This is a genomic window from Micromonospora sp. NPDC004704 (assembly GCF_053601675.1).
The window spans coordinates 84,537-96,920 of sequence record NZ_JBSGCD010000027.1; the positions used below are offsets into that span (position 1 = coordinate 84,537).

General features: G+C 68.4%; 10 protein-coding genes. 8 read left to right on the forward strand and 2 right to left on the reverse strand.

Annotated elements, in window-relative coordinates; genetic code table 11:
• Positions 1–22 precede the first annotated feature (22 nt).
• The gene (locus ACWEFB_RS28795; protein ID WP_452290376.1) at positions 23–1,942 is read right to left on the reverse strand and encodes a ricin-type beta-trefoil lectin domain protein; all 1,920 of its coding nucleotides are present in this window, start codon (positions 1,940–1,942) and stop codon (positions 23–25) included.
• A gap of 363 nt (positions 1,943–2,305) precedes the next feature.
• Between ACWEFB_RS28795 and ACWEFB_RS28800 the strand changes: the two genes are divergently transcribed.
• The 7 genes from ACWEFB_RS28800 (at position 2,306) to ACWEFB_RS28830 (ending at position 11,016) form a co-directional block, all read left to right on the forward strand.
• On the forward strand, positions 2,306–3,310 hold the full coding sequence (locus ACWEFB_RS28800) for a LacI family DNA-binding transcriptional regulator (RefSeq protein WP_326558796.1): 1,005 nt from the start codon (positions 2,306–2,308) through the stop codon (positions 3,308–3,310).
• A gap of 220 nt (positions 3,311–3,530) precedes the next feature.
• Entirely contained in the window at positions 3,531–5,204 is a 1,674-nt protein-coding gene (locus ACWEFB_RS28805) for an ABC transporter substrate-binding protein (RefSeq protein WP_452290379.1), read from the forward strand.
• A 111-nt stretch (positions 5,205–5,315) separates the two neighbouring features.
• Positions 5,316–6,422, forward strand: a complete 1,107-nt coding sequence (locus ACWEFB_RS28810; protein WP_442792024.1) for an oligopeptide/dipeptide ABC transporter ATP-binding protein — start codon at positions 5,316–5,318, stop codon at positions 6,420–6,422.
• Positions 6,419–7,399, forward strand: a complete 981-nt coding sequence (locus ACWEFB_RS28815; RefSeq protein ID WP_452290381.1) for an ABC transporter permease — start codon at positions 6,419–6,421, stop codon at positions 7,397–7,399. Before ACWEFB_RS28810 ends, ACWEFB_RS28815 begins: the two co-directional genes overlap by 4 nt.
• 3 nt (positions 7,400–7,402) lie before the next feature.
• Positions 7,403–8,464 carry an ABC transporter permease gene (locus tag ACWEFB_RS28820; protein WP_452290383.1) on the forward strand — a complete coding sequence of 354 codons (1,062 nt, stop codon included), beginning with the start codon at positions 7,403–7,405 and terminating at the stop codon, positions 8,462–8,464.
• The gene (locus ACWEFB_RS28825; RefSeq protein WP_452290385.1) at positions 8,461–9,480 is read left to right on the forward strand and encodes an ABC transporter ATP-binding protein; all 1,020 of its coding nucleotides are present in this window, start codon (positions 8,461–8,463) and stop codon (positions 9,478–9,480) included. The genes ACWEFB_RS28820 and ACWEFB_RS28825 overlap by 4 nt, the downstream gene beginning before the upstream one ends.
• A 108-nt stretch (positions 9,481–9,588) precedes the next feature.
• On the forward strand, positions 9,589–11,016 hold the full coding sequence (locus ACWEFB_RS28830) for a GH1 family beta-glucosidase (RefSeq protein WP_452290387.1): 1,428 nt from the start codon (positions 9,589–9,591) through the stop codon (positions 11,014–11,016).
• Positions 11,017–11,038: 22 nt separating this feature from the next.
• Here ACWEFB_RS28830 and ACWEFB_RS28835 read toward each other — a convergent pair whose 3' ends face one another.
• On the reverse strand, positions 11,039–11,800 hold the full coding sequence (locus ACWEFB_RS28835; protein ID WP_452290389.1) for a DUF4184 family protein: 762 nt from the start codon (positions 11,798–11,800) through the stop codon (positions 11,039–11,041).
• A 169-nt stretch (positions 11,801–11,969) separates the two neighbouring features.
• Here ACWEFB_RS28835 and ACWEFB_RS28840 point away from each other — a divergent pair.
• Positions 11,970–12,384: hypothetical protein (locus ACWEFB_RS28840; RefSeq protein ID WP_452290391.1), on the forward strand; the 415-nt coding region annotated here is incomplete at its 3' end.

A 12,384-nucleotide genomic window follows, 5' to 3' on the forward strand; every position in this document is an offset into this window, starting at 1 on the left:
GGTACGAAGTGCTCCGCGCTTACTAAGCCGGGAGGGTCCATTTCTGGTTTCCGGCGCCCGTGCAGCTCCAGATCTGCAGCGGCGTGCCGTCGGCGCTGGTGTTACCCGTCACGTCCAGGCACTTGTTCGCCTGCGGATTGACCAGGTCCCGCCCGGCGGTCCAGGTCCACTGCTGGGCACCGGAGCCGTTACACGTGTAGAGCTGCACGCGGGCACCGTTGGCCGTCGACCCGGCGCTGATGTCGAGGCATTTGCCGAGTGCGCGCAGGGTTCCGTCGGCGGCTCGGGTCCACCGCTGGGCGGTCGTTGCGTTGCATCCGTACAACTGCACCGCCGTGCCGTCGGCGGAGCTGGCGCCGGCGATGTCGACGCATTTTCCGGCGAGCCCGGTGATCTGTCCGGTCGGGCCCGAGGGCGGGGGAGTGGTCGGCCCGGTGCCGGGCGTCCCGCCCCAGGTGAAGGTGGCCGAGGTCTTCGTCGGCAGGGGGTAGGTGAAGGACTGGTTTCCCCAGTTCACCTTGACGTTCTGGGTGCTGCCGGTGTTGTTGTACGCGATCAGCGCCTTCGAACCGTCCGGGTTCTTCCAGGCCACGTTCGGCACCGAAGCGTTGCCGGTGGAGTCGATCCGGTAGGCGCCCGGCTTCACGAACTTGGTCAGGTGCCCCATCGTGTAGTACTCGATCGTGTAGTCGACCTGGCCGTGCCGGCTGTCCCCGTTGTGCACGGTTACCAGGCCGGTACAGGTACCGCAACCGCCGTTGTGCGGACCCTGGTTCTGGTCCAGCGCCAGACTCCATTTGATCCAGCTACGGTCCCAGTTGCGGGTGTAGTCGACCAGGTTCAGCATGTCCTCGGTCTGTTGGTTGGCGATCCAGTCGCCGCCGGAGTGCTCGGTCATGTACGCGTTCACGTTCGGGAACTGGTTGTGCACCGTGGTCTGGGTGCTGACGTTCCCGCCGTACCCGTGCCAGGCGATTCCGCCGAAAAGCGGGTCGTTGCGGATCGCCGGGTCGTTGACCAGTGGGGCGGCCCATTCCTGGTAACCGTCCCAGTTCCAGTCGTGCACCAGCACCTTGGTGTTGATCCCTGCGTTGCGGAACGCCGGGTAGAGGTGGTTCTTGGTGAACTCCTGCAACCCGGCGGCGTTCCACTGCATCGAGGGGTAGCCCGCGCAGCAGGTCGGTTCGTTCTGCGCGGTCACGTAGTCGATTTTCACGCCCTGGGCGGCGTAGCCCTGCACGTACCGGGCGAAGTACTGGGCGTAGGTCGGGTAGTGCTGCCACTGCAGCCACCCCTGGCCCATGCTGTTGTTGTCCTTCATCCAACCCGGCGCGCTCCAGGGAGACGCCATCACCTTCAGTGCCGGGTTGAGACTCTTGGCCTGCTTGGTCAACGCCATCACGTCGCTGTCCCGGCTGAGCGAGAAGTCGTTGAGATCGCAACACGTGTCGTCGTACGAGTAGCTGAACCGGGCCAGGTCGGACGCGCCCATCGGATTGCGGGTGAAGCTGAGGCCGATTCCGTTCACCGGGTCGAAGAGTTGGCGCATCACGGTGTCCCGGGTGCTCTGGCTGAGTGCCCCGCTGCCGTTGATGAGCCAGGCGGCGGTGTCGGTGAACGAGGCACCCGCCCCCTCGAACTGCTGGTACGTGGTGTTCTCGTTGACGGTGAGGGTCTGGTTGCCGGTGCCGCTGCTGGCGGCGAAGGCGATCGGGGTCTGCGGTTGCAGCCCTCGGGTGACCGTACGACCACGGGCGTCCGAGGTCGTGGTCAGCCAGATGTTGACCTGCTCGCCGGCGGCGAAGGCCGCGGGTGCCCGGAGCACGGCCAGCCCGGTGGCGACCAGGCAACAGGCCAGCAGGGTGGCCTGGATCGCGCGTCGGCGGGTCGGTCCGGTGGGGCGGGTGGGTGCGACGAGCGGTGGAGTCGCTGTCGATGGCACAGAATTTCCCCTTCCGCGAGGAGTTTTCTCGGCGGACGGTGGGGCGCACCGCGCCCGTTCGACGCGGGCGGTCACCGCCCGGCCGACGAGGACGGGCCACGGCCGGTGGGGACGCAAGCGCTGGTCGGCCGGGGTGCGATGCCCGTGGTCGTCGGGATGGAGCCCGTGATGCGGCTGTGCGCATCGACGGTGATGAAGAGGTAACACGCCCGTCCAGCTAACTACAAGGTTTGTTTAGAAATCAGTTTTGTTACGCGACCGTGATTGACGTGGCCCTCGTCACTCCGGTTGACTCGGCCCGGAACCGCTTCCGCAACCGGTTCCGAACCAGCCGTTAACCGTCCCGACACGAAGGGGCACCCAGTGCCGATCACCATCGCCGACGTCGCGGCCCGAGCCGGGGTCAGCAAGACCACGGTCTCCCGGGTGCTCAACGGCAAGGGTGAGCTCGACGTGCAGACGGCGGCGCGGGTGCGCCGGGTGATCGAGGAACTGGGCTACGTACCGAGCGCGCGGGCGGTCGGGTTGGCCCGGGGTCGTACCCGGGTGGTCGGCATGCTGGTCCCGTCACTGACCTGGCCCTGGATGGGCGAGGTGCTGCAGGGCGCGGTGGACGTGGTGGAGACCGAGGGCTACGGGTTGCTGCTGTTCACCTGCAACCGGGGTGAGGAGTCGATGCGGCAGTTCGCCTCGCAGGTCTCCGCGAAGTCGTTCGACGGCCTGCTGGTGATCGAGCCCGAGGGCACCCTCGACTACATCACCGACCTGCACGCCCGAGGCCTGCCGGTGGTGCTCATCGACGACCGGGGCCACCAGCCGCTCTTCCCCTCGGTGGCCACCACCAACCGCAGCGGCGGCGCCGCAGCAGCCCGTCACCTGCTCGAACTCGGCCGGCGCCGGCCACTGGTCATCACCGGCATCGAACCGTTCGGCTGCACCCAGGAGCGGATGGCCGGGTTCGGTGACGTCTACGCCGAGGCGGGCCTGCCGTTGGACCCGAGGCTGGTGGTGGAGGGTGACTTCACCTTCGACCGGGGTCGGGCGGTGGTCAAGCAGATGTTGGCCGACGGGGTCGAGTTCGATGCCGTGTTCGCCCACAACGACCTGTCGGCGGCCGGTGCCCTGTTGGCCATCCGGGAGGCGGGCCGTCGGGTGCCGGAGGACGTCGCCCTGGTTGGCTTCGACGACATCCCGTACGCCTCGCACACCGATCCGCCGCTGACCACGGTGCACCAGCCGATGCGTCAGATGGGCGAGGCGGCGGCGCGGATGCTGCTCGCGTACTTCGACGGCACCCCGCTGCCCGACGCCCCGCACGTGCTACCCACCACGTTGATCGTCCGAGCCTCCACCATGGTTCCCGCCTGACCCCACCCGACCCCGACCGGTTCCCACCCCCGACCGGTCCGCCCGGCTCCACCGGACCACCCCACCGGCTCCATCCCACCTCACCCCCCACCGCAACCAAGATCCTCCGGACCCGCCTACCCGATCGTGAGAGCGCTCTACCGATCGGCCGGCACCTGTCGCAACGCCCTTTCCGCTCATCCCATGACCACCCTCACCACCACGACACAGGGAGGAATACATGCACGTCAGGCGCACTCTCGCGGTCGCCCTCGCCAGCGTGATGGCGGTCGGTGTGCTCGCCGCCTGCGGCGACAGCCCGAACGCGAATCGGGACGGGAACAACGCCCCGTCCGTACTGAATATCGGTATGCCCAACGGTCCGCAGACCGAGAACCACAACCCGTTCCTGACCTCCGCGTCGGCCGCGTCCCTCGGCTACCGCTGGATGATCTACGAGCCGCTGATCATGGATAACCTGATCCGCCCGTCCGACGCGGGCAAGCCGTGGCTGGCCACCAAGGCGGAGTGGACCAACGGTTACAAGACCCTCGCGCTCACCATCCGCGACGGCGTCAAGTGGTCCGACGGCAAGCCGTTCAGCGCCGAGGACGTCGCGTTCACCTGGGAGCTGATCAAGAAGACCGAGGCGCTGAACATCAACGCCCTGCCGCTTCAGGACATCACGACCAGCGGTAACACGGTCACGGTGAACTTCGGCGCGCCGCAGTTCGTCAACCAGCACAAGATCCTCACCACCATCCCGATGGTGCCCAAGCACATCTGGTCGACCATCGCGGACCCGGCCACCGACATCAACAAGAACCCGGTCGGTACCGGCCCGTACACGCTGAAGTCGTTCACGCCGCAGACCACCACGCTGACGGTGCGGGACAACTACTGGCAGGAGCTGCCCAAGGTCAAGGAGCTGCGCTACACGTCGTACAACGACAACAACGCGCAGACCACCGCGCTGGCCAACGGCGAGTCGGAGTGGAGCTTCGTCTTCATCCCGAACTACAAGACCGTCTACGTGGACAAGAACCCCGAGTTCAACAAGGTGTGGCCGGCGTCCGTACTGGGCATCCACGGTCTCTACATCAACGTCACCCGCAAGCCGTTCGACAACCCGGTCCTGCGCCGGGCGATGAACATGGTGATCAACCGCAACGACATCTTCGTCCAGGCCGAGGCGGCGTACTTCCACCCCGAGGTGACCTCGGTGACCGGCATCCCGCTGCCGGCCGGCGAGTCGTTCATCGCCCCGGAGTACAAGGGCCAGACCCACAAGGTCGACGTCGAGGGTGCCAAGGCGCTGCTCACCGGTGCCGGCTTCAAGCTCGAGGGCAACGTCCTGAAGGACCCGACCGGCAAGCCGGTCACCCTGAAGCTGAGCGACCCCGCCGGCTGGTCCGACTACATCACCAGCCTGGAGATCGTGAAGGACAACCTCTCCCAGATCGGCATCGCCGCGACGGTGGAGAAGGCCAACCAGGATGCCTGGTTCACCTCGGTCGAGGAGGGCAACTTCGAGGCCAGCTTCCGCTGGACTAACGGTGGCGCCACCCCGTACGACATCTACCAGACGATCATGGATGGTCGGCTGCTCAAGCCGATCGGCACCGCGTCGCCGCAGGGCAACTTCGGTCGGTTCAACAGCCCCGAGGCGACCAAGGCACTGGAGGACTACGCCAGCGCCGCTGACGACGCCGCCCGTACCACCGCGATGAACACGCTCCAGAAGATCTTCGTCGAGCAGATGCCGATGATCCCGGTCGGCGCGGACAACGCCGGTGGCGCCTACGTCACGAAGAACTGGGTGGGCTGGCCGGACGACCAGAACCCGTACGCGCCGGCGCAGCCGACGCAACCGAACGCGGTCGACGTCGTCCTGCACCTCAAGCCCAACTCCTGATCCGCCCGCGCTGCCTCCCGGGTGTGCCGCACAGGGCACCCGGGAGGCGGCGCAGCCGCGCGGGGGAGCAGCACCGCGCGGGGATCAGCTCTCTTCGACAGGAGCTCCGGCATGACCACGAGCGAGACCTCCACCCCTGCCCTGACCGAGGTGGTGTTGGAGGCGGAAAGCCTGACCAAACATTTCCCGGTCCGACGGCGGGTCCGGGACCTCCTCTCCCGCGAGCGGCGGGTGGTGCACGCGGTCGACGACGTGCACCTGGTGCTTCGCCGGAGCCGGGTCACCGCGCTCGTCGGCGAGTCCGGATCCGGCAAGTCCACCGTGGCCCGACTGCTCGCCCAGCTCTACCGCCGCACCTCCGGCGACATCCGGCTGCACGGCGAGTCGACCACCGTGCACGGCGGCCGGCGGTTCCGGGCGTACGCCCGACGGGTGCAGCTCACCTTCCAGGACCCGTTCGCCTCGCTGAACCCCGTACACACCGTCCGTTACCACCTCACCCGTTCGCTGCGCATCCACGGCCACGGCGGCAACACCCGGGCCGAGTTGGAACAGGCGCTGCACGAGCTGCTCGGCCGGGTGGCCCTCACCCCGCCCGAGCGCTACATCGACAAGTTCCCGCACGAACTCTCCGGCGGCCAGCGCCAGCGGGTGGCGATCGCCCGCGCCCTCGGCGCCGACCCCGAGGTGCTGCTCGCCGACGAACCGGTCTCGATGCTCGACGTGTCTATCCGGCTGGGTGTGCTGAACCTGCTCCGTGATCTGAAGGAACGGCTGAACCTGGCCATCCTCTACATCACTCACGACATCGCCTCCGCCCGCTACTTCGCCGACGACACCCTGGTCATGTATGCCGGCCGGATGGTGGAGGGCGGCGACAGCGAAACGGTGACGCAGCGGCCGGCACACCCGTACACCCGGTTGTTGATCGCCTCGGCGCCCGACCCGGACCGGATCCAGGGCTCGCCCACGGAGGCCGCCGCCGCCACCCCGGAGGACCGTGGCGGCGGGGAGCCGCCCAGCCTGATCGACCCGCCGCCCGGATGCCGTTTCCATCCCCGCTGCCCCAGCGCCATGCCCCGGTGCTCCACCACGCTGCCGCCCCGATTGGCCGTGCAGGGGGAGCCGGGCCACTGGGCCTCCTGCTGGCTCTACGACCCGGAGAACACCGAGACGCCCGGTTCGGCCGCGCGCGAGGTACGGACGGTGGTCTCGTGAAATTCCTGCTGCAACGGATCGCGTTCTACCTGTTCACCGCGTGGGCCGCGATCACCATCAACTTCTTCATCCCCCGGATGATCCCCGGTGACCCGGTCCAGTCGCTGATCTCCCGTTACCAGGGTCAGATCAGCACCCAGGCGATGCAGTCGCTCTACGTCCTGTTCGGTCTGGACAAGGACAAGAGCATGTGGCAGGAGTACGTCGAGTACTGGGGCCAGCTCTTCCGCGGCGACCTGGGGCTGTCGTTCACGTTCTTCCCGGCGCCGGTCTCCCAGGTGCTCTCGGACAGCCTGCCCTGGACCCTGGCCCTGGTCGGCATCACCACCGTGATCAGCTTCCTCACCGGCACCATGCTCGGTGTGGTGGCCGGCTGGCGGCGCGGCTCGTGGATCGACGGCCTGCTGCCCGCGACCACGTTCCTGTCGTCGGTGCCGTACTTCTGGCTCGGGCTCATCTCGATCGCCCTGCTCGCCGGACCGGGCAGCTTCTTTCCGTCCTCCGGTGGTTACGAACCCGGCCTGGTGCCGGCGTTCGACCAGTACTTCATCGGCAGCGCGATCCAGCACAGCCTGCTGCCCGCGTTCACCATCCTGATCTCGTCGGTCTCCGGGTGGATCCTGAGCATGCGCAACATGATGGTCACCGTCGCCGCCGAGGACTACATCACCGTGGCCCACGCCAAGGGCCTGTCGGAGCGCCGGGTCGCGGTCAGCTACGCCGCCCGCAACGCGCTGCTGCCGAACGTCTCCGGCTTCGCGCTGTCACTGGGTTTCATCGTCGGCGGGACCCTCCTGGTCGAGATCGTCTTCTCCTACCCCGGCCTCGGTTTCCAGCTCTTCCAGGCGGTCGGCGCCAAGGACTACCCGCTGATGCAGGGCATCTTCCTGATCATCACGCTCTCCGTGCTGCTGGCGAACCTGCTGGCGGACCTGGCGTACCTGGCCCTGGACCCCCGAACCCGCAAGGAGGGCTGAGCGATGGCCATCCCCACCAGCAGCATCGACGCCGTCATCCCCACCGGCGCGGTGACCGACGCCACGCCGCCGCCCGCCGCCCGTCGCCGCAAGTTCCGGTTCGTGGCCAATCCCAAGGCCGCGACCGGGCTGGTCATCCTGGGCATCTTCCTGCTGATCGCGGTGATCGGCCCGTGGATCGCACCGTACGACCCGTCGGGGCGCGGACCCGACCTGGTCGCGCCGCCGTCCGGGGCGCACTGGTTCGGCACCACCCACCTCGGCCAGGACATCTTCAGCCAGGTGCTGGTCGGGACCCGCGGGGTCATCTTCGTGGGCTTCCTGGCCGGAGTGGTCGCCACCGTGCTTTCGGTGGTCATCGGGGTCACCGCCGGATATCTCGGCGGGGCCGCGGACGAGAGCCTGTCCGCCCTGTCGAACGTGTTCCTGGTGATTCCGGCGCTGCCGCTGGTCATCATCGTCGCCTCGACCATCGAGTCCGCGGGTGACCTGGTTGTCGCCCTGGTCATCGGGTTGACCTCGTGGGCCTGGGGAGCACGGGTGCTGCGCGCCCAGACACTCTCGTTGCGCAGACGCGACTACGTGGAGGCGGCCCGCGCCAGCGGGGAGAGCACCTGGCGGATCGTCGGGTTCGAGATCCTGCCGAACCTGACCGCGATCATCGCCTCCAACTTCGTCGGCACGGTCATCTTCGCCGTCATGTCCGAGATCACCCTGGCGTTCATCGGGATCTCGACCATCTCCGAGTGGAACTGGGGCACCATCCTGTTCTGGGCGCAGAGCCAGCAGGCCCTGGCCCAGGGCGCCTGGTGGTGGTTCGTACCCGCCGGGCTGGCGATCGCGATCCTCGGCACCGCGCTGTCGCTGGTCAACTTCGGCATCGACGAGTTCGTCAGTCCCCGGCTGCGCAGCAGCGGCAAGGCGAAGGTGCGTACGGCCGACGGTCGGGTCGTGCGGATGCGGGTCGGGTTCACCCCGGTACTCGCCGCACCGCCGAGTCCGCCACCGGCGCCCCGGGGTGCCGCCGTGCTGAGCAACGCCGAGGGAAAGGCGGCCGGGCGATGAGCCAACCCGTGCTGGAGATCAAGAACCTGAACGTCGACTACGGCCTCGGCGACCAGGCCGTACGTGCGGTCCGGGACGTGAACCTCACCCTGCACCGGGGCGAGGTGCTGGGACTGGCCGGCGAGAGCGGCAGCGGGAAGTCCACCCTGGCGTACGGGGTGACCCGGCTGCTGCCCCCGCCCGGTGTGATCAGCGGCGGCTCGGTCCTCTACCACCCGCCGAGCGGCGAACCGATCGACATCATGACCCTCAGCCCGGCGCAACTGCGCAGGTTCCGCTGGGCGGAGACCTCGATCGTGTTCCAGGGGGCGATGAACTCGCTCAACCCGGTGCACAAGGTCTCCACCCAACTCATGGACGTGATCAAGGCGCACGAGCCGACGACGAGTCCCGCCGCGCGGCTGGCTCGCGCCCGCGAACTGCTCAAACTCGTCGGGATCGCGGCCGACCGGCTGGACAGCTACCCGCACCAGCTCTCCGGCGGCATGCGCCAACGGGTCATGATCGGAATGGCGCTCGCGCTGGAGCCGCAGATCGTCATCATGGACGAGCCGACCACCGCCCTCGACGTGGTGATGCAGCGGCAGATCCTGGGGCAGCTCGTCGAGCTGCGCGAACGGCTCGGCTTCTCGGTGCTGTTCATCACCCACGACCTGTCCCTGCTGGTCGAGTTCTCCGACCGGATCGCGATCATGTACGGGGGACGGATCGTCGAGGAGGCACCCGCGGCGGCGCTCTACCGCGACTCGCTGCACCCGTACAGCGAGGGTTTGTTGAACTCCTTTCCGGCGCTGCGCGGACCGCGCCGTGAACTGAGCGGCATCCCCGGTTCGCCGCCGGACCTGCGCGGCATGCCGACCGGTTGCTCGTTCCACCCGCGCTGCCCGAAGGCGTTCGACCCGTGCGCCACCGAGATCCCGGTGCTGGGGGTGCCGAAGGAGGGTACGGCCGCCGACCGGAACGTGGCCTGCTGGCTGCATCCCACCCGTGAATCCGTCGTGGTCCGCCGGGGGTGACCGGGCGGTGTCGACTGTTCCCCGTCGCGCCGCGCGCGGCCCACCGTCACCGGTCGCCGCGCACCCACCAGCCCCGACAGCAGTACCTCACACCCGATCAGGAGAGCCATGGACACGACCGCCTCGACACTCGATCCCGCCCGCGTCGCCAGCGGTCAACCCGACCCGATCGACAGCCTGCCCGCCAGCTTCCGTTGGGGAGTGGCGACCTCGTCGTACCAGATCGAGGGTGCCGTCGCCGAGGACGGACGTACCCCCTCGATCTGGGACACTTTCTGCCGGGTCCCCGGCGCCGTCCACAAGGGCGAGCACGGCGACATCGCCTGCGACCACTACCACCGGATGCCCTCCGACGTGGGGTTGATGCGCGACCTGGAGGTGGACACCTACCGGTTCTCCGTGGCCTGGCCACGGGTGCAGCCGGGTGGCCGTGGGCCGGCCAACCCGGCCGGGTTGGCGTTCTACGACCGGCTGGTGGACGAGTTGCTGGCCCAGGGGATCGACCCGTGGGTCACCCTCTACCACTGGGACCTCCCGCAGGAGTTGGAGGACGCGGGCGGCTGGCCGGCGCGGGACACCGCCTACCGGTTCGCCGACTACTCGATGCTCGTCTTCGACCAGCTCAAGGATCGGGTACGGACGTGGACCACGCTGAACGAGCCGTGGTGCTCGGCGATGCTCGGCTACGCGTACGGGCGGCACGCCCCGGGCATGCGGGACTTCGAGGCCGGGATGCACGCCGTACACCATCTTCTGCTCGGACACGGGCTGGCCACCCAGCGGATGCGGGCGGCGGCGCCCGGCCCGATCGACCTCGGCATCACGCTGAACATGAGCACCTCGGTCGCGGCAACCGAGAGCGAGCCGGACGTGGACGCCGCCCGTCGGGCGGACGGGCTCGGCGTCCGGATCTACCTCGACCCGCTGCGGCACGGCCGCTACCCGCAGGACATCGTCGCCGACCTCGCCGCGCGCGGGATCGAGCTGCCGGTCCAGGACGGTGACCTGGAGATCATCTCGACCCCGATCGACGTGCTCGGCGTCAACTACTACTTCAGCACCCAGCACTCGGGGGTGGACGAGCAGGGACGCACCGAGGACGCCGACGGGCTGCCGGTCAGCCGCGAGGTGCCGTTTGGTCGGCCCAGGACCGCGATGGACTGGGAGATCGTCCCCGAGGGCTTCACCGAGCTGCTGGTACGCCTCAGCCGCGACTACCCCGACCTGCCGATGGTGATCACCGAGAACGGTTCCGCCTTCGACGACGAGCCGGACGAGAAGGGATTCGTCCAGGACGACGACCGGATCGACTACTTCGTGTCGCACCTCGGCGCGGTCGCCCTCGCCCGCCAGCAGGGCGCCGACATCCGTGGCTACTTCGCCTGGTCCCTGATGGACAACTTCGAGTGGGCCTACGGTTACGACAAGCGGTTCGGCATCATCCGGGTCGACTACGACACCCAGGTCCGTACGCCCAAGGCCAGCGCCCTCTGGTACCGCGACACCATCCGCCGCATCCGCAACGCCGGCAGGTGAACCATCGGGTACGGCGACCGGGTCACCCGGTCGCCGTACCCCGTTCGGCCGTACGCACCTGTGTCGCCCCGGCACCCGCCAGCAGCGCGATCACGGCGATCAGCATCACCCGTACGGCCTGGTCGTGGAACAGCTGGACCGGCTGCATCGGCAGTAATGCCAGGCCGAGGATGAACACCAGGGCCACGACGGACCAGAACGGAACGGGCCGTGGCACGATCGACGGCGGCGACCCGTGCCAGTTCCGCAGCAGCCGGGACCGGCCGATGTGGACGATCAACGCCGCGCCCGCCGCGAAGCCGAGCATGTCCGAGGCGGTGGACAGGAACTCCCACCACGGCACGCCAGGCCATACCTGATCGCCCAGGAAGGGGAAGGCGACGCGGCCCCGGCCGTTGTCGACGCTCGGATGGGTGAACGCGTCCCACCCGATGTGGCTGGCCGCCCCGACGAGCGCCGAGGTCGCGCTGACCCACCACTGATGACGCACCAGGCCGAGTATGCCGTAGTCGCGCAGCGCCAGCAGGTCGCCCGCCGGCAGGTGTGCGGCGACGGTCGGTGCCGCCCAGCGGATCAGCCGGGTGGCGACCAGGGCCAGCGGCAGCGCCCACCACAGCGGGGCGTGCCACGCGTGGCTGTGGATCGTCACACCGTAACCGTCGGCGGCGAAGGCGACATCGGGGGCGATCGCACCGGTTGTCAGAGCCACCCCGTCGAACCAGCGAGGTCGCCACCGTTTCAGAAGGACAACAACGACGGGATGGGTGGGCAGCGTCAACGGCATGATCAGATCGTATGGAGGCCCGATCGGTCGATGGTGCAGGTCGGGTGCGGGCGCCGTGAAGATGTGGTCCGGGCCGTTGCGGTCGGCTAGGCGACTGAGTCACCACTCGATCACCGAGCGTAACTAATCTCTCCCTTCTGGCCCCTCCGAGTTTGCGCAGGTGAGAGAGATGTCTAGCGTTCGAACGCTGCTCCATACCGGAACGATCCTGTTCCTCGCCGCCGGTCTGACGGTGTCGGCCACGCCGGCGTCGGCGGTGGCGGCCCCGCCCGTACAGTGCGGTGACACCATCACCAGGGACGTGACCCTGCGGGCCGATCTGCGCTGCACCGGCGACGCCCTGGTGATCGGCGCGAACGGCGTCACCGTGGACCTCAACCAGCATGTCATCAGCGGCCCGCGTACCAGCGGTGTCGGTATCTCCGCGACCCAGCGAAGTGGACTGCGCATCCGCAACGGCGCGATCATCGACTTCGCGTGGGGGGTCACCCGGCGGTTTCTAGGATTCAGTGCAACTGATCTTGGTTGTGCTGGAGGTGCTGGTGGCCAGGCCGGGTGTGGTGACGTTCGGGCATCGTCAGGTG

Excerpts from the sequence above, each read along its gene's own strand:
- ACWEFB_RS28805 (WP_452290379.1), top strand. The coding sequence starts at position 3,531 with ATGCACGTCAGGCGCACTCTCGCGGTCGCCCTCGCCAGCGTGATGGCG.
- ACWEFB_RS28810 (WP_442792024.1), top strand. The coding sequence starts at position 5,316 with ATGACCACGAGCGAGACCTCCACCCCTGCCCTGACCGAGGTGGTGTTG.
- ACWEFB_RS28820 (WP_452290383.1), top strand. The coding sequence starts at position 7,403 with ATGGCCATCCCCACCAGCAGCATCGACGCCGTCATCCCCACCGGCGCG.
- ACWEFB_RS28825 (WP_452290385.1), top strand. The coding sequence starts at position 8,461 with ATGAGCCAACCCGTGCTGGAGATCAAGAACCTGAACGTCGACTACGGC.
- ACWEFB_RS28830 (WP_452290387.1), top strand. The coding sequence starts at position 9,589 with ATGGACACGACCGCCTCGACACTCGATCCCGCCCGCGTCGCCAGCGGT.
- ACWEFB_RS28835 (WP_452290389.1), bottom strand. The coding sequence starts at position 11,800 with ATGCCGTTGACGCTGCCCACCCATCCCGTCGTTGTTGTCCTTCTGAAA.